The organism is Parasporobacterium paucivorans DSM 15970 (assembly GCF_900141895.1).
Taxonomy (GTDB): domain Bacteria; phylum Bacillota; class Clostridia; order Lachnospirales; family Lachnospiraceae; genus Parasporobacterium; species Parasporobacterium paucivorans.
On the sequence record NZ_FQYT01000022.1, the window covers coordinates 32,921 to 49,716 of the forward strand.

A 16,796-nucleotide genomic window follows, 5' to 3' on the forward strand; every position below is an offset into this window, starting at 1 on the left:
AGGGATACATTTAATCGCTACCCTTGAAGAACTGAATCACAAAAGCCGGCCGAACGAGGCCGGCTTTTGTGATTAAACATAGATTTATTTGCTCAAAGAAAATGAAGGGGGATAAAAATGAAAAATAGCATAATCGTATTTAGTCTGAGCATGTTACTGGTTATCGGTGTATCAGCCTGTTCACCTGCTGGAACGGTAAAGACCGCATCCTCGGGAGGGGATGCCTTACAGGTTCAGGATACCATCACGGTTCAGGGAACGTCCAGTATCACGGTTACCCCGACTATAGCCTATGTGAACATAGGGGTGACCACTTTCAGCAAAGAGGCGGTGATTGCCCAAAGTGATAACGCTGAAAAGATGCAGCGGGTTTACGAGGTGTTGGACGGGCTGGGGATTGGCAAAGATAATATTAAGACCATATCCTATTATATTACTCCACACTATGACTACACATACAGCACTGCAAAAATGACAGGTTATGACGTTACAAATGGAATTCAGGTGACGGTTCTGGATCTGGCAAAGGTCAGCCAGGTGCTGGATATGACTGTGGAGCAGGGAATCAATCAATCGAATTCCATTTCTTTCGATATTACAGAGCAGGAAAAAAATGATTTCTATCTGCAGGCTTTAACGCAGGCAGTAGCCAATGCCGGGGGAAAAGCCGGCGCGTTAGCATCTGCTGCTGGGGTAACCTTGGGAGAACCGGCCCAGATTACTGAGAGTTCACCGGATTATGTGGTCACACCTGGTTATGATGCTTCAGGTGCCGGCAAGGGGGAGGGCAGCGTTACTCCTATTTCTGCAGGCGAATTAAAAGTGGAGGCCAACGTCACGGTTGTCTATGGCTATTAGATATTACTGTTTTTAGAAAAAAGGGGGTATCGGGAATGAAACGACTTGCTGTACTTACAGGAGGAGGGGACTGTCCTGGGCTGAATGCAGTCATAAGAGCCATAGTTAAATCATCTGTCAGACTGGGGATGGAAGTCTTTGGGATTCGTGATGGGTTTCACGGGGCAGTTGAAGGTGATTTCATCCCACTCGGTATCAACGATGTTTCTGGGATTTTACCGCGCGGAGGAACAATTTTAGGAACTACCAACCGGGATAATCCGTTTTCCTACAGGTCAAGATCCAGTGCAGATGAGGTGCCAGCAGATCGTTCTGGCGATGTTCTGAGGAACCTGGAAGAAAACAAAATAGATGCGCTTCTGGTTATCGGCGGGGATGGGAGCCTGTCGATTGCCCTTGAATTTTCACAGTTGGGATTCCCAGTAGTTGGCATCCCGAAAACCATTGATAATGACGTGATGGCAACGGATCTGACTTTTGGATTCCAATCTGCGGTGAATTTTGCACAGGACGCCCTGGACAGGCTGCATACAACGGCCGAATCACATCACCGCATAATGATTCTTGAAGTTATGGGCAGATATGCAGGTTGGATCGCCTTGTACGCTGGAACAGCAGGCGGAGCGGATGTCATTCTCATCCCGGAAATACCATATAATATGGATTCAATCGTGAAAGCTGTTCAGGACAGGATTCATGCTGGGAAAAGGTTCAGCATTGTTGTCGCAGCAGAAGGAGCAAAACCAATAGGCGGGGAAATGACAGTAGACAGAATTTTAGAAGGTCGCCCTGAACCAATCAGGCTCGGAGGCATCGGCGCCCGATTAAGTGACGATCTTGAAAAATTGACTGGGCTTGAAACAAGATCCACGGTGCTCGGACATCTTCAGCGCGGTGGATCCCCATTGGCAAATGACCGGATACTGGCTACCCGTTACGGTGTGTCAGCTGTGAGAGCTGCCATAGATCAAAGGTTCGAAATGATGGTGGCCTTGCAGGGGAATCAGGTAACGCTGGTCCCTCTGAAAGAAGCTGTCAATAGATTAAAACTGGTGCCTGCTGATGATGAAGTTCTTCTGGCGGCGCGAAGTGTAGGAATCTGCATGGGAGACTGAGATGATATTATCAAAATTAAATATCCGGGTTGTCTAAACAACTTACAATAACCCGTGGCTGTGTTATTTTAAAGATGGTGAGTATTTTAGAATAAATTTTGTTTTTCGTTGCAGATTCCTTAAAAATGGAAGAAAGGGCATGAGGATCAGCCCTTTTTTTCGTGCGGTCACTGAATAATTCAAAAGAATTTGATTCGAAAGTAGTGTATAATTGTTAAAAGCCTGAAAGCTCTTGGGAAAATGAAAAGACGAAAAACTGACGGGAGGTCAATCAAGTGAAAATAGCAGTAATCGGTGCAGGTGCCATGGGATGTCTTTATGGGACCTATTTATCCGCCAAAAATGATGTGGTTTTATTTGACAGTTATGCTCCGCAGGTGGAAGCCATTAATCGGGATGGCCTCACAATGCTGGAGGACGGAAAAGAAACAACCATACGAATCAGGGCTGAGCTTAGCGGCACTGACATTGGATCGGCAGATATGGTGGTGGTATTTGTCAAGTCAACACAGACATATGAAGCTGTAAAAGAAAATCAGAAACTGATAGATGCCCGCACGCTGGTCGTGACATTACAGAATGGTGCTGGCAATGACCGTGATATCCTGCAGTTTGCGCGGAAGGAAAATATAGTAATTGGAACTTCCAAGCATAATAGTGTTGGAATCGGTCTGGGTAAATTCAATCACACTGCTTCTGGTATCACTACCATCGGGACCATGGATGAAGATTCTACAAAGGACAGGGAAGTTGAAAAAGTGCTCAAAGACTCCAGAATTGACGTTGAGGTTTCCAACGACATCCAGCGTATCATCTGGAGCAAACTATTTGTAAATATGTCCATCAATACGCTGACTGCACTTTTGCAGACTAAAATCGGATACATGACAAAAAATAAGTATGCCTGGAATTTCGCAAAAAGGGTAGTATATGAAGGTGTGGATGTAGCTGAGGCAGATGGCACTTATTTTGATCGCCGTGAGACACTGGAAATGGTCCGCAAGGTTTGCCTGGAGGCAGAAGAAGGGTATTCCTCCATGTATCAGGACCGGCTGCACAAGAGGCTGACGGAAATAGACCGAATAAATGGCGCTGTTGTAGAGCAGGCCAAATCGTATGGGGTCGCAACGCCCTATAATTCCCTGATTGTAGATTTGATTCACGCCATCGAAGGAACCTATGATGAATCATAGTATCTATGTGAAAAACTTTGAAAACAGTTCGTATGTTTCAATGGCATAACAGACCATCAGATAAACCAGCAGGAACCAGCTTATGAGGGAGGCCGTAAACATTGGAAGCCTGTTGATCATTTTCTTGAAGCCTGGATGGATCCAGTAGATCAACACAAGCGACAGAAGCCCCCACAGCAGCGAAACCGGGAGTGAGATGATGCCCTTTATGGTGGGGGGCATCCCGGAATAATCCCAGAATGTAAGGTGAAAAACCTGGGTTAAAATCAGGCCCGCTGAAAGTTCAATGAAAGTTATGATACTGACGGATCCTATAAAAATGAGCAGCGGATTCTTTTTTTGAGGGGACAGCAGCTTGATTAAAATCGGGCAGCAGTAGGCATACAGAGGAATGAATGGCAGACCCAAATGCAGCCAGCCGCGGGAAATAAATTGATGCTGCAGAATCAGAATACTGATGGTTTCAATAATCCATCCAACAAAGCCATAGAAAACAAAAGACAACAAAAGGCGATTGAATTTTTGAGTATTACGGGCGAAATGGTTCAATAATTGAATCGGTCGGCGTTCGTTTATAAGGCGGTCATCTTTCATTATCCAACCCTCCAGTTACTGTTTAAGTTGACATAAGGAAATGTGCTGTTTTATTAATTATAACACTTTCTCTGCAGAAGAATCAATTCATCTTCTGTCAGGGGGCGGCATTGTCCTTCGGGGAGTGTCCCGTCCAGCTGCAGGGCTCCCATGGATACTCGCTTAAGGGCTGTCACTTTGGCGCCGCAGCATCCAAACATCCGTTTGATCTGATGATATCTACCCTCCTCAAGAGTTACTTTTCCGGTTGTGCTGCAGAGAATTTCCAGCACAGCTGGTCTGCATATGCCGTCATTTAGCTCGATTCCGGCGGCGAAGCGTTCCGACATTACCGGAGTCAGCGGGATGTCGATGGTGACAATATAACTTTTAGGGACATGATTCTTGGGGGACAGGATATCATGCGCCATAGCACCGTCGTCGGTAATGATGATCATTCCTGTAGTATCTTTATCCAGACGTCCCGCCGGGAACAGGTTCTTGCGCTTGTATTCTGCAGGAACGAGTTCCAAAACAGTCTTGTCAAGGGAATCCCGCACGGCGGAAACGTAGCCCGGAGGTTTATTCATCATGAGGTACAGATATTTCTGCACGTTGAGTTGTTTGCCATCGATAGCAATAATATCGGTTTCTTCCACCTTGCGGTCGGCTTTCTTCTCCTGCGCACCGTTCACCGAAACCAGGCCTTTGCTGATCAGTGATTTGACATCCTTGCGCGACCAGGTACCCTGTGAAGCCAGCAGCTTATCCAGACGTTCCATGAAAACCACCTCCCTTTCTTCTGCATGCTATTATAGCATAAGTAAGGGAATGTGGTATAATTAAAAAAACAAACCATCCTGTGTCTGTTATACCCATTGCAAGCTGCTGGGAAGTGCTATTCCCCGGCTCCCTGCAGGGGCTGCGTAAGCCATAGCCATATGGTACTGCGGTGAAATCAAAAGCTTGGTGTAGCAATAAAATGATTTTGGGAGTATAATAAGAATATAGCTTGACTGGGGGTGACTTATATGAAAGATAAAGGTCCTAAGAAAAAAGAAACCAAGAAGAAGAAAGCAGAAGTAAACAGTGCTGGTTCACCATTAACGGCGCCAGTAAAGAAAGTTAAAAAGACGTATTAATATATCCTTAATTGAAAGTAAAAAACAAGATAGTCTGCCAGAGAGACTGTCTTGATTTTTACTTTTTTTGGATATTCAAGGAGGACATATGAAGAACACGGGCTGGACGGATATCACTTTTGAGGTGGATATAAATGACGCAAAATCAGCGGAGGCCATTGCTGCGCAGTGCACCGGATTGGGAATATTTGTCGAGGATTATTCGGACATAGAGGCGGTACAGGCATTGGTCGGAGGGGATTATATCGATGAAAAATTGATGGCGAAGGACAAAAGCTGCGTCACGATACATATCTATATTCCCTCTGATGAACACCCCGAGGAAACGGTCACTCGAGTATCCGAACTTATGACACAGGCAGGAGTGAAATTCCGTCAGAGCTATGTGCAGGTAATGGAAGATGACTGGGAAAACGACTGGAAGAGACACCACAAACCTCAGCGGATCGGGAATAGGCTTATTATCTGTCCTTCCTGGGAGGAATGTGCCATGGCGGAAGGTGAGGTGAAGCTGACCATTGATCCAGGCTCGTCGTTTGGCACGGGTAAGGATGATACCACAAAACTCTGCCTCCGCCTTATGGAGTCCAAACTGTCAACCGGGGACAAAGTGCTGGATATGGGCTGCGGAAGCGGCGTGCTTGCCATTGCCGCCCTCCTTCTTGGAGCACAGTCGGCGGTCGGGGTGGATATTGAGGAAAACGCAGTCAGGGATGCCATTGAGAACGCTCGCATCAATGGTGTCGGTGACCGGTTCGAAGGCCGGTGGGGGAATGTTCTAAGCGACGAAGTCTTAAAAGATTCCATCGGCAGCGGATACGACCTCATCTGTGCCAACATAGTAGCAGATGTCCACCTTGCCATGAAAGGAATGTATTTTGATAAGCTCAAGGAGAACGGCAGGCTGATCGTGAGCGGGATAATCAGTGCCCGCAAGCATGAGGTGCAATCTGCGATTGAGTTGTCGGGTTTTGCTTTGACTGGCATGGAAGAAGAAAATGGATGGACGGCTTTAGGGTTCAAAAAAACTGACAGATCAAACTGATACGGGAGGCGGCGCAGTATGGCAGATGAAATACGAATTGATTCGGAAAGACTGGTAAAAGAGTTTTTCAAACTGGTAAGCCTGGATTGCCCTTCCTTTGGGGAACGCCGGATTGCAGATTATTTAAAATCCGAATTGGCAGATTTGGGGTTTGAAATACTGGAAGACAAGGCAGGAGAAATATACGGAGGCAGCTGCGGAAATATCTATGGATTTCTCCAGGGAGAATTAGCGGGGGAGCCCATTCTTTTTTCGGCACATATGGATACGGTCGAACCGGCCATCGGAAAGGAGGCTGTTCTTCATCCGGATGGACGAATAACCAGCAAGGGATCTACGGTGCTGGGCGCGGATGACGCGGCAGGAATTACATCCATACTGGAGGCAGTGCGGTATGTCCGGGAAAAGAAAATTGCGCACAGGAGTATAGAAGTGCTTTTTACTATTGCGGAAGAGGTGTACGCAAAAGGAGCCGCAGTATTTGATTATAGAAATATAAAGGCAAAAGAAGCCTATACCCTTGATTTGAGCGGTCCTGTCGGAACGGCCGCTTACAGGGCACCATCAATCTTGTCCTACACAGTGAACATTAAGGGGAAAGCTTCCCACGCGGGTTTCGAGCCTGAAAAAGGAATTAATGCAGTTTCTGTGGCGGCAAAAGCAATAAGCGATATAAAGGTCGGCAAAATTGATACGGATACGACAGTTAATGTCGGCGTCATTGAAGGCGGCACGGCTACCAATATTGTTCCAGCCCGTTGCACAATTAGAGGAGAAGTCAGAAGCTTCAGCAATGAAAAGGCCCTGAAGGTTCTTGCGGATATTGCAGAGACTTTCCGAAGTACGGCAGCCGGCTACGGGGCAGGATGCGAATGGATCGAGGTGCATAACTGCATAGCTTTTGAAATCGAGAAAAGCCACCCTGTCATAAAACGGTATGAAAGAGCATGTGAGGAAAGAGGAATTTCCACAGTACTGGTGGAGACTTTCGGAGGCAGCGATCACAACGTGTATGCTCAAAAAGGCATCAAAGGAATTGTCATATCTACGGCGATGAACAGAGTTCACACATGCGATGAATATTCGGATATTAAGGAATTGGTCAATAGTTCGGAAGTTGTAGTCAATTTGCTGACCATATAAAAATCGCGAGGGAAATGTTTATGAAGCTGAGCAAAGAGGAAAAATCCTGGATCCTTTATGACTGCGGCAATTCCGCCTATTCCATGGCAGTTACGACAGGCTTGCTGCCAATTGTGTTCGGCATGTTCGAAAATGTGAAAAACAGCATGGATCTGGGATACTTCAATTCCATTGCAAGTATCGTAATTGCCGTCCTGAGCCCGATTCTGGGGACCATTGCGGATTATAAGGATAAGAAAAAGCGGTTCTTCATATTCTTTTTCCTGATTGGGATGATTTTTACCGCATCCCTGGCATTCGTGCCGCCTTCCGGAGGGCAGTGGCAGCTCCTGGTTGTTTTCTATGTCTTGTCTGCAGTTGGCTTTGCGGGAGCAAATGTTTTTTATGATTCATTTCTGGTGGATGTCACAACGGATGACAGGATTGATAAAGTGTCCACAAGAGGTTTTGCATTTGGATATATAACCAGCATAATTCCTTTTGCCATCTGCCTCGCGTTGATATTTTTTATGGATATGGATCTGGCAATTGGATATCGGCTTGGTTTTATTGTAACGGCCATATGGTGGGGTCTGCTGACCATACCGATAATCAGGGATGTGAAGCAGAAGCATTATATTCAGCCTGAACCGAAACCGGTAATCAACAGCTTCAAAAGACTGGCGGACACCTTCAGAAATATCAGAAGGCATAAAACGATATTTATTTTTCTGATTGCATATTTTTTGTATATTGACGGTGTGGATACGATCATCAAGATGGTCGTTCCGTATGCCACGTCAGTCTTAGGCAGCGGTGCATTTGATACAATTACATTGCTTGGAATCCTGGTGGCTGTTCAGGTTATAGCATTTCCATGCGCGATAATTTATGGCAACCTGGCAAAACGATATTCGGCCAGAACCATGATTATCGCTGGAATATTCACATACATCATCACATGTGTAGCGGCGTTTTTTATATCCTCTGTCTGGCATATTTTCATATTAGGTGCAATGATCGGCTCAGCGCAGGGTGGCATTCAGGCACTGAGCAGGTCCTATTATGCGAAGCTTATTCCAAAGGAACGTTCCAATGAGTTTTTTGGATTTTACAATATATTCGGGAAATTTGCAGCTATTATCGGACCAGGAGTGATGGCCCTGACAACGACGTTGACTGGAAATGCAAAATACAGCAGCCTGGCCATTATTCCGTTGTTCGTCGCCGGTTTCCTGATATTCATTACTCTGCCAAGGGATAAAAGTTTTCCTTGACAGAAGTGACTAGTCATGATATTATTATGAAGTATTTTAGATGTTAGTTTTGATTCACATATTTTTGTAAATCATTGATGCGTTTAATGACTTACAAAAATATGTGATTTTTTATTTTCAGCGTAAAATATAAAAAATTATATTAGGAGGTATCTTTCATGAATAAAGGTACAGTAAAGTGGTTTAACTCACAAAAAGGTTTTGGATTTATAACAAACAGCGAAAATGGTGAAGACATATTCGTTCATTTCTCAGGAATCGCTACAGACGGATTCAAGAGCTTAGAAGACGGACAGAGTGTTACTTTTGAAATCACAAAAGGCGCACGTGGATTACAGGCTGTAAACGTAGTAGCAGCTTAATCAACCAATTAAAAGAAAGGCTGACTTCAATGCCAGCCTTTCTTTTTTTTGTCCATTTTTTTTGGAAAGCATGACACATGAAGTTTAGAAAAGAGGAGAATATATGGCAGATGGAGATAAAATATTAGATTTTGTAACATTTACGATTTCGAAACGCAAGAATATTGCGATTATTGCGCATGACAACGAGAAAGCAAAATTATTAAAATGGTGTATAAAAAACCGTGAAATTTTGGAAAAACATAACTTGTGTGGAACGGGTACAACGGCAAGAATGATCACTGAAAAAACCGGACTGCCGGTTAAAGGATACAACAGCGGCCCGTTAGGCGGAGATCAGCAGATCGGTGCTAAAATTGTTGAGGGAAGAATTGATCTGGTAATCTTTTTTTCAGATCCATTGACAGCACAGCCTCACGATCCGGATGTCAAAGCCTTGCTCAGAATTGCGCAGGTATACGACATTCCTATAGCTAACAATAAGGCAACGGCGGATTTCATTATAACTTCGAAGTTCATGAACAGGGACTATATGCATGAAGTCATCGATTTCAATAAAAATATTATCGAGCGCGTGCAGCAGTTATAAGCTATAATAGAAGTAAGCTGGAATATCGAAAGATTTACATTATGGTAAGTCTTTTTTTATTGTTCGGAACGTACTGGAAAAAAAAGAAGTGAAAAATACAGATAGACAGTGTAAAATTGAAAGTAATAGAAAATGAAAAATATCAGGAGGCAATAAATATTATGAAACCTTTAAATTGTCCAAGGGTGGTCCGATATGAAGTATAGAAATAATAACGGGAACGACGATTTATCTATCCTGGGATACGGTTGTATGCGTTTTCCCAGGAAGGGCAATTCCATCGATATGGCAGAAACAGAAAAGCAGATTATGTATGCCATTGAGCAGGGAGTGAACTATTTTGATACAGCCTACATTTATCCTGGCAGTGAGGAGGCTTTGGGGAAAGTACTGTCAAAGAATAATTGCAGGGACCGGGTGAAAATCGCTACCAAACTGCCTCACTATCTGGTTAGAAAAAATGAGGATTTTGAGAAATATTTCCTGGAACAGCTGAAGCGCCTGAAAACAGATCATATAGACTATTATCTTATGCATATGCTTCCGGATGTCAATGTCTGGGACCGGATGATTGCGCTCGGTGTCCTTGAATGGATCAAAGAGAAAAGGGAAAATGGACAAATTAAGCATATAGGATTTTCCTATCATGGAAATACAATATCTTTTTTGGAATTGCTTAACGCCTATGAATGGGAATTCTGTCAGATCCAGTATAACTATATGGATGAGCACAGTCAGGCCGGAAGAAAGGGAATGATGGCAGCTGCGGAAAAAAGAATCCCAGTGATAATTATGGAACCGCTCAGAGGCGGCGTGCTCGCCAATAATTTGCCGAAAAAAGCAGAAGAACTTATTGCGCAGGCACCTGTGAAACGGAGCCCTGCCGAATGGGCACTCCGATGGCTGTGGGATCAGAAGGAAGTAACGGTCGTTCTGTCGGGCATGAATTCAATGGCTATGATTGAAGAAAACATCAAAACCGCATCTGAAGTGAAGGCAGGCGAACTGACAGATGATGAGCGAAAAATGATCAATCAGGTGAAAGAAGCTATAAATGAAAACATTAAGGTAGCTTGTACAGGATGTTCCTATTGCATGCCCTGTCCGTTTGGCGTCGATATCCCCGGTTCATTCCGCTGTTATAATGTCAGTTATACAGATGGGTATTTCAAGGGCCTGAAAGAATATTTCATGTGTACGACGATGCGCAATAAGCAGAGTACCGCCTCCCTTTGCACAGAATGCGGCGCATGTGAAAAGCATTGCCCGCAGAGCATTCCAATCCGCAAGGAATTAAAGAAAGTAAAGTCCCGTTTCGAAAATCCGGTCTTCAGAATAGCGAACAGATTTATAAAAAAACGGTATAAATAAATTATAAACAACGGGTTAACGCCTGTTGAATAATATTTTCGCAAATTCATGCAGGAGGTAAAGAGATGAAACAATGGATATGTACAGTATGCGGGTATATTCATATCGGGGAAGAACCGCCTCAGATATGTCCTCAGTGCGGAGCACCCAAAGAAAAGTTCGTCTTGCAGGAAGGCATCAAAATGGCCGAACCCATCCGGGACATGAACACGGAAAACACGCAGAATCTTTTGCTGTCATCCGCATATGCTGCTGACGTAATCATTATCGGAACCGGCGCAGCAGCTTTTTCAGCCGGCGTAACAGCCAAAAGCAAAGGCTGCTCTGTAATCATGCTGGAAAAAGCAGGTGAAATTGGCGGCACCACCAGACGCTCGGGCGGCGGATTCTGGACACCGAACAACCGGTATCAGAGAGCACGCGGCGTCAGGGAAGACAGAGAGCAGACTCTGAAGTACATGGCAAGGTATTCCTATCCGCATCTTTACCAGCCTGAGGGGGAGCGGTATGGCGTTCCGGAAAATGAATTTGAACTGATGGAAGCCATTGTGGATCATGCAGCTGAAATGTCGGAGTATCTGGAGAATGCCGGCGTATTTGAGCTATGTGAGGAAATCAACTGGACAGGAAAGCCCCAGGTGGACTATCAGAACCACCTCCCGGAGAATCAGTCCATCCGCGGACGAGGCATTTATACTAAGGATGAAAATGGAAAATTGGGTTATGGTTACGTGCTGGTGGGCCACTTCATTGAATGGGCAAAAAAATACAATATTCCTATTCTCTTAAATCATGAAGCAACCCGGATTCGCAGAGATGACCGTGGACGTGTCATTGGCGTGGAAGCAAAAAATGAGAGCGGCATCATAAGCATTACCGCCCACAAGGGGGTCATTTTCGCTACGGGAGGTTTTTCTCATAATCCGGAGATGATGCTTCATTACAGCAGGGGTCCGATATTTGGGGGCTGCTCCGTCCCTTCAAATACAGGAGATTTTATAACCATGGCCGGAGAAATCGGGGCTAAAATTGGAAATACGGGAGGCGCATTCAGGGCACAGAGCGTATTTGAAAATGTGCTGGAACATCCGGATGGATCCAATAACCTTTTCTTTATTGCCGGCGACAGCGTTTTGGAAGTCAACCGTTTTGGAAAAAGGGTAATGAATGAGAAACGAAACTATAGTGACAGGGGAATGGCTCATTTTGTCTGGGATCCGAACCGTGCCGAATGGACAAATATGCTGTTGTTTTTGATATATGATAGCAGGACGGCAGATTTCTGGCAGGGATATCCACCTTACCCGGCAGGCGCCAGCGAGGCTCCGCATGTCATCAGAGGAAATACCCTTGAAGAGCTCAGCGATGAAATAGCCAAACGACTGGAGAAACTGAAAAATCATACCGGTGGGTTTACTTTGGACGAAAACTTTGCGGAGAACATGATCAGAACGGTGGAGAGATTTAATGACTTCGCAAAAAATGGGAAAGATGATGATTTTGGACGCGGAGACTTCGCCTATGACAGGGAATGGACGACGTTTCCACCTACCAATCCCAAAGCCGGAAAATGGCCGGAGGATATGGAGAAAAATTATACCATGCATCCGATTGATGGACAGGGGCCTTACTACTGCGTGATCGTCTCCTCGGGAACCCTGGACACGAACGGAGGACCGGTAATCAATAAGAACGGTCAGGTGTTGAACGTGCGGGGAGAAGTAATCGAGGGATTATATGGAGCTGGAAACTGTATAGCTTCTCCGACCGCGAATGCGTACTGGGGACCCGGCAGCACGATTGGACCAGCCATGACATTTGGTTATCTCGCTGCCCGGCATATTGCAGGCAGTTAACCATGAAATTGTGCAGCGTTGTCATAAATGAACATTACATTTGAAGGGAAAGATATGGACTTGTTGGCAAACATAATCATAAATGCATACTCCATAATTTTGTTGGGTGTTATTATCATTACGGCCATGAAACAGGGAGAAAAAGAAACACTTCAATACAAACTGTACATGGGAATGGTTCAGGTGGCGATATTGCTGCTGACACTTGATACCCTGTCACGGTTTGATGGCAGCCCGGGGACGGTTTATCCCCTGCTCAATCACGGAGGCAACTTTCTGCTTTTTGCCCTCAATCTGACGCTGCCATCTTCATGGCTTTTGTATGTCTTTCATCAGATATTCGTGGATGAGAGAAAGACGAAGAGGCTTTTTTGGAGCCTGCTCGCCATTAATCTTCTAAATATGCTCATTATAATAGTATCCCTCCCACTTGACTGGTTCTATTATATTGATTCCAACAATGTCTATCACAGGGGAGCCCTGTTTCCGCTGGCTTCTGTGGGAACTATAGCCGTTCTGGTCATTGCGTACATCCTGATTCTTAGAAATAGAAAAAAAATCGAAAAGAAGCATTATTTTGCACTTGCATTCTTTGCCGTACCCCCATGTGCAGGGATTATCCTGCAGATTTTCATATACGGCATGTCATTCATGCTGAATCTCGCAGTAGTATCTTTGTTTATACTGTTTTTGAACATTCAGCAGCAAAACATCCATACGGACTACCTGACTGGCATCAATAACCGGAAAAGCCTTGATGACTACATGAGAAAAAAAATAAACATGAGCAACTGGAATCAGGCGTTTGGAGCAATCATGCTGGATTTTGATGACTTCAAGGGTATCAACGATGTATTTGGACACGACGAAGGAGACATCGCATTAAAGACTGCGGCAAGACTGCTGAGTTCCTGTTTGAGACTGACAGATTTTATTGCGCGTTTTGGCGGGGACGAATTTTGCGTTATTACGGATGTTTCAGACGAAAAGGAGCTCTTACAAATCGTTGAGAGGATTCAGGAGTGTTTTAAACGGTATAATGAGACAAAGGAAAAGCCTTATAAATTGAGCATGAGTGCCGGATATTCCATTTATGACGCCGAATCAGGGAGAGGAATGGATGATTTTCAAAAACATCTGGATAAAAAGATGTATGAAAATAAGCAAAACACACTTCCGATAGTATTATGAGAGAATAATTGCTATAATCTAAAATAGTCAAAGGAGGCACTCATGTGGATTTTAGGACGTAATAATTTTGATAATGATGGAGAGCGCCAGAAAGGAGTTTCCCGGGGAATAACAGTAACAACCATTATTGCTGTGCTGGTATTGGTGATTATTTCTTCCCAGCCCACTAAAGTAACTTTTTTGGATGAAGGTTTAAAGATACATGGAATGTATGGAGATGTTTATGAATGGGAATCGGTCGAGAATGTGAGATTGCTGGATGAGCTTCCGGAAATCGGAGTCCGTACGAATGGGTCAGCGATAGGACCGAATTTGAAAGGATATTTCAGTACACAGGCATATGGGACGGTAAAACTGTTCGTAAATACCGGCAAACCTCCATTTGTGTTTTTTGAATATAAAGGGAAGATCATAATCTTTAATTTGATTAATGCAGAGAAAACGAAATTGACACTGGAAAACATTTTAATAAAGACAGAAATGGATGAAAACGATGAATAATTATAAGATGACAATTCAATATGACGGCGGACGCTATAAGGGCTGGCAGCGACTTGGAAACGACGAAGGCACCATTCAGGGTAAGCTGGAAAATATTCTGAAAGAGCAATTTGGAAGAGAAATCGAGATTACCGGCTGCAGCCGGACGGATGCCGGAGTTCACGCCCTGGCGCAGATTGCAAATTTCAAGATAGAAGAAAACCTCACTCCGGAAGAAGTTAAAAACATATTTAACAAATATCTTCCAGAAGATATCTGCGTTACGAAGGTCATGAAAGTGGATGAGCGTTTTCATGCAAGGTATAATGCGAAAGAAAAAACCTATGTATATAAAATTTGGAACAAGGAATATCCGGATCCGTTCCTGCGAAAATACAGCATGCATGTCGAGAGTCCGCTGGATCTGCAGAAAATGAGGGAAGCGGCAGAAAGTTTTATTGGAAAACATGATTTTACTGCATTTTCAACAGCAACCTCCAAGAAGAAGTCCATGGAACGTGAGGTTTATGAAATAAAGATTGAAAAAGAAAATGGTCTGATTCAGATAAGGGTCCGGGGAAACAGCTTCCTGTACAATATGGTTCGGAGGATGGTCGGAGTTCTTGTGGACGTGGGGACGGGAAGACGCAAACCTGAAAGCGTGGCAGAAATAATCGAATCAAAAGAAAGGTTACAGGCCGGTTCCATTGCCCTGGCAAAAGGTTTGTTCCTGGAGGATGTCAAGTATTAGCCCCCGCCTAAACAATTTATAGAATATTTATTTCTCTATTGCGGCATGTTATAATTACAGTTGAAACAGACGTATTGTACATCAAAAAGAAAAGAGGGATATTATGAGGGTTTTGCTGAAAAATTTTGAAACAGGCGACTTTTACGTAAAGGAAGCATATGAAGTCTCTTATGGTATTGTTGACGTTGATACTGAGCAGAGAGCGGTTGTGTTTGAACTTTCAGACGGAACGGGAGATTTTGGAATCAAAGGTCTTTCCCCGGAGGAAGGAAATGAGCTGGTCAGAAAGGTGGCCATCCAGGGTTACATTGATCTGACCCACTATGAGGATGTTTACTTTGAACCGTATTTTGATGAAGACGAAGAGTAAGTTAGGAAACGATACATTCTGAAATGAAAATAGCCAATGCCGGCTGCCGGCATTGGCTATTTTCTTCGGGGCAAGTGCTCCAGAAGCCTTTTTTTGAGGATAGGTATAGTCCAGACGAGTATTCCGACCAGAAATGGTACGATATACGTTGTGAAACGGTAGATAATCATGGCTGCGCCTGCTTTTGCGATGTCGACAAAAACAGAAAATAAGACCGTGAAGGCCAGTTCTGTTGACATGATGCCGGAAGGCAGCGGGATAATACCCACCAGGGCGTTGGAAAATGCGGTCAGGGAAAGAGAATCTGTTAACGAAATTGCGTCACGGGTCAGGATAAAGAAGGGGATGACATACCAGCAGCTGAATTTTACAAGTTCCAACACAATGGTCAGGGGAAGAAGCTTCTTATCTTTAATTATGACTTTCGCGTCTGCCGACAGCCCTTTTATTTGAAGAGTGATATTGTCCAGCGTTGCTTTGTGCTTTTCTTTTCTTAATAATGAAGTTGCAATCCGTATTATCAGCAGATGTGTTTTTCTGGAAACTGCTAAAAGTATCAGTGCTGTGACAATTATGATATTTATTAAATAACCGATTTTGATATAAGGCAGGTAAGAGCCGTAATTTGACTGATAGAATCCAAAATTGAATAAAAAGAAAAGAGAAATATACAGAAACATTCCCACCTTATGTATGGCATAGGAAAGGGTCAGGGAACTCATACTTTGGGACGGTGCCAGGCCTTTTTTATACAGAAAATAAACCTGACCCGCCTGGGTGCCTCCTCCGAAGGTGATGCCCCGGTAGAAACAACCCTGAAAAATAGTCAGGATGCCTTGTGTCAGGCTAAAGTCTTTTTTGTGCTTTCGGATAATGTTTGTCAGAATTATTCCTTCAGTCACCTGGTATAAAAGGGAACAGATGAGAATAATGATGAATGTAAGTATGCTTAATTCCCGAATGTTAGACAGAATCTCACCAAAGGAGCCCCTGAACATCCTATACAGAACTATCACCAATAGGCATATAATTATCAACGGAAATAATATTTTTTTGAGTTTTATCTTCATTCTTTTTGATTCCTGGAAGTTATCATGTTATTATTATAGCTAATTCTGCGGATATAGCAAACTATATTTATCAGATATGCAAAATATATGAATATTCCGTTCCAATAATGCATGCTTTTCGGAAAGTCAGAGCATCCCTATCCGGAAGAACAGAGCACCGCTTTCCGGATAGAGTGCAGTTTGTAAGTTAAATCTTAATCGAGTTCATCGTTGGCACCAGGATCAACTGCCCAGATAAGATTGACCCATTCTTCAGAATTCATCGGTCTCAAGCATGTGCCCCACATCCTTTGACGGAGGATTTTAATCCATGGCGCTCACGCATGGATATCCGGCCATCAATCATGACTTCATAGGAATTGTGAACAATCCGGTCGATGATGGCTTCTGACACCGTAGCATCCCTTTCCGTACCGATACGTCCATACCAG

Annotated in this window: 17 protein-coding genes; 14 read left to right on the forward strand and 3 right to left on the reverse strand. The window is 44.0% G+C overall.

Annotated features, from left to right (window positions below; genetic code table 11):
• Positions 1 to 117: 117 nt before the first annotated feature.
• The 3 genes from BUA79_RS09970 (at position 118) to BUA79_RS09980 (ending at position 3,166) form a co-directional block, all read left to right on the forward strand.
• Positions 118 to 858: an SIMPL domain-containing protein gene (locus BUA79_RS09970; protein ID WP_073994280.1), complete on the forward strand. Its 741-nt coding sequence runs from the start codon at positions 118 to 120 to the stop codon at positions 856 to 858.
• Between the two features lie 35 nt (positions 859 to 893).
• Positions 894 to 1,973 (forward strand): 6-phosphofructokinase, encoded by a 1,080-nt coding sequence (locus BUA79_RS09975; protein ID WP_073994281.1) that lies wholly within the window; start codon positions 894 to 896, stop codon positions 1,971 to 1,973.
• A 275-nt stretch (positions 1,974 to 2,248) separates the two neighbouring features.
• Positions 2,249 to 3,166: a ketopantoate reductase family protein gene (locus tag BUA79_RS09980; RefSeq protein WP_073994282.1), complete on the forward strand. Its 918-nt coding sequence runs from the start codon at positions 2,249 to 2,251 to the stop codon at positions 3,164 to 3,166.
• A 3-nt stretch (positions 3,167 to 3,169) separates the two neighbouring features.
• Here BUA79_RS09980 and BUA79_RS09985 read toward each other — a convergent pair whose 3' ends face one another.
• The gene (locus BUA79_RS09985; protein WP_073994283.1) at positions 3,170 to 3,760 is read right to left on the reverse strand and encodes a putative ABC transporter permease; all 591 of its coding nucleotides are present in this window, start codon (positions 3,758 to 3,760) and stop codon (positions 3,170 to 3,172) included.
• Between the two features lie 53 nt (positions 3,761 to 3,813).
• Positions 3,814 to 4,521, reverse strand: coding sequence for a pseudouridine synthase (locus BUA79_RS09990; protein WP_073994284.1), 708 nt, complete (start codon positions 4,519 to 4,521; stop codon positions 3,814 to 3,816).
• Between the two features lie 448 nt (positions 4,522 to 4,969).
• Here BUA79_RS09990 and prmA point away from each other — a divergent pair, with 448 nt between their 5' ends.
• From prmA to BUA79_RS10045, 11 genes are all read left to right on the forward strand, one after another.
• Positions 4,970 to 5,926 carry a 50S ribosomal protein L11 methyltransferase gene (prmA, locus tag BUA79_RS09995; RefSeq protein ID WP_073994285.1) on the forward strand — a complete coding sequence of 319 codons (957 nt, stop codon included), beginning with the start codon at positions 4,970 to 4,972 and terminating at the stop codon, positions 5,924 to 5,926.
• Positions 5,927 to 5,944: 18 nt separating this feature from the next.
• Entirely contained in the window at positions 5,945 to 7,069 is a 1,125-nt protein-coding gene (locus BUA79_RS10000) for a M20/M25/M40 family metallo-hydrolase (RefSeq protein ID WP_242941682.1), read from the forward strand.
• A gap of 20 nt (positions 7,070 to 7,089) precedes the next feature.
• Entirely contained in the window at positions 7,090 to 8,325 is a 1,236-nt protein-coding gene (locus tag BUA79_RS10005; protein WP_073994286.1) for an MFS transporter, read from the forward strand.
• A 158-nt stretch (positions 8,326 to 8,483) separates the two neighbouring features.
• Positions 8,484 to 8,687 carry a cold-shock protein gene (locus tag BUA79_RS10010; RefSeq protein WP_073994287.1) on the forward strand — a complete coding sequence of 68 codons (204 nt, stop codon included), beginning with the start codon at positions 8,484 to 8,486 and terminating at the stop codon, positions 8,685 to 8,687.
• A 103-nt stretch (positions 8,688 to 8,790) separates the two neighbouring features.
• The gene (locus tag BUA79_RS10015) at positions 8,791 to 9,276 is read left to right on the forward strand and encodes a methylglyoxal synthase (protein WP_073994288.1); all 486 of its coding nucleotides are present in this window, start codon (positions 8,791 to 8,793) and stop codon (positions 9,274 to 9,276) included.
• A gap of 195 nt (positions 9,277 to 9,471) precedes the next feature.
• Positions 9,472 to 10,647, forward strand: coding sequence for an aldo/keto reductase (locus BUA79_RS10020; protein ID WP_073994289.1), 1,176 nt, complete (start codon positions 9,472 to 9,474; stop codon positions 10,645 to 10,647).
• 65 nt (positions 10,648 to 10,712) lie between these two features.
• Positions 10,713 to 12,503 (forward strand): FAD-dependent oxidoreductase, encoded by a 1,791-nt coding sequence (locus tag BUA79_RS10025; protein ID WP_073994290.1) that lies wholly within the window; start codon positions 10,713 to 10,715, stop codon positions 12,501 to 12,503.
• Between the two features lie 27 nt (positions 12,504 to 12,530).
• A complete protein-coding gene (locus BUA79_RS10030; protein ID WP_073994291.1) occupies positions 12,531 to 13,694 on the forward strand; it encodes a diguanylate cyclase domain-containing protein in 1,164 nt (387 codons plus the stop codon).
• Between the two features lie 42 nt (positions 13,695 to 13,736).
• On the forward strand, positions 13,737 to 14,195 hold the full coding sequence (locus tag BUA79_RS10035) for a hypothetical protein (RefSeq protein WP_073994292.1): 459 nt from the start codon (positions 13,737 to 13,739) through the stop codon (positions 14,193 to 14,195).
• Entirely contained in the window at positions 14,188 to 14,925 is a 738-nt protein-coding gene (gene truA / locus BUA79_RS10040; protein WP_073994293.1) for a tRNA pseudouridine(38-40) synthase TruA, read from the forward strand. Before BUA79_RS10035 ends, truA begins: the two co-directional genes overlap by 8 nt.
• Positions 14,926 to 15,028: 103 nt before the next feature.
• Positions 15,029 to 15,295, forward strand: a complete 267-nt coding sequence (locus tag BUA79_RS10045; protein ID WP_073994294.1) for a hypothetical protein — start codon at positions 15,029 to 15,031, stop codon at positions 15,293 to 15,295.
• A 56-nt stretch (positions 15,296 to 15,351) separates the two neighbouring features.
• Here BUA79_RS10045 and BUA79_RS10050 read toward each other — a convergent pair whose 3' ends face one another.
• The gene (locus tag BUA79_RS10050; protein WP_073994295.1) at positions 15,352 to 16,365 is read right to left on the reverse strand and encodes a lysylphosphatidylglycerol synthase transmembrane domain-containing protein; all 1,014 of its coding nucleotides are present in this window, start codon (positions 16,363 to 16,365) and stop codon (positions 15,352 to 15,354) included.
• Between the last annotated feature and the right edge of the window lie 431 nt (positions 16,366 to 16,796).

Excerpts from the sequence above, each read along its gene's own strand:
- BUA79_RS09970 (WP_073994280.1), top strand. The coding sequence starts at position 118 with ATGAAAAATAGCATAATCGTATTTAGTCTGAGCATGTTACTGGTTATC.
- BUA79_RS09975 (WP_073994281.1), top strand. The coding sequence starts at position 894 with ATGAAACGACTTGCTGTACTTACAGGAGGAGGGGACTGTCCTGGGCTG.
- BUA79_RS09985 (WP_073994283.1), bottom strand. The coding sequence starts at position 3,760 with ATGAAAGATGACCGCCTTATAAACGAACGCCGACCGATTCAATTATTG.
- BUA79_RS09990 (WP_073994284.1), bottom strand. The coding sequence starts at position 4,521 with ATGGAACGTCTGGATAAGCTGCTGGCTTCACAGGGTACCTGGTCGCGC.
- prmA (WP_073994285.1), top strand. The coding sequence starts at position 4,970 with ATGAAGAACACGGGCTGGACGGATATCACTTTTGAGGTGGATATAAAT.
- BUA79_RS10000 (WP_242941682.1), top strand. The coding sequence starts at position 5,945 with ATGGCAGATGAAATACGAATTGATTCGGAAAGACTGGTAAAAGAGTTT.
- BUA79_RS10005 (WP_073994286.1), top strand. The coding sequence starts at position 7,090 with ATGAAGCTGAGCAAAGAGGAAAAATCCTGGATCCTTTATGACTGCGGC.
- BUA79_RS10010 (WP_073994287.1), top strand. The coding sequence starts at position 8,484 with ATGAATAAAGGTACAGTAAAGTGGTTTAACTCACAAAAAGGTTTTGGA.
- BUA79_RS10015 (WP_073994288.1), top strand. The coding sequence starts at position 8,791 with ATGGCAGATGGAGATAAAATATTAGATTTTGTAACATTTACGATTTCG.
- BUA79_RS10020 (WP_073994289.1), top strand. The coding sequence starts at position 9,472 with ATGAAGTATAGAAATAATAACGGGAACGACGATTTATCTATCCTGGGA.
- BUA79_RS10025 (WP_073994290.1), top strand. The coding sequence starts at position 10,713 with ATGAAACAATGGATATGTACAGTATGCGGGTATATTCATATCGGGGAA.
- BUA79_RS10030 (WP_073994291.1), top strand. The coding sequence starts at position 12,531 with ATGAACATTACATTTGAAGGGAAAGATATGGACTTGTTGGCAAACATA.
- BUA79_RS10035 (WP_073994292.1), top strand. The coding sequence starts at position 13,737 with ATGTGGATTTTAGGACGTAATAATTTTGATAATGATGGAGAGCGCCAG.
- truA (WP_073994293.1), top strand. The coding sequence starts at position 14,188 with ATGAATAATTATAAGATGACAATTCAATATGACGGCGGACGCTATAAG.
- BUA79_RS10045 (WP_073994294.1), top strand. The coding sequence starts at position 15,029 with ATGAGGGTTTTGCTGAAAAATTTTGAAACAGGCGACTTTTACGTAAAG.
- BUA79_RS10050 (WP_073994295.1), bottom strand. The coding sequence starts at position 16,365 with ATGAAGATAAAACTCAAAAAAATATTATTTCCGTTGATAATTATATGC.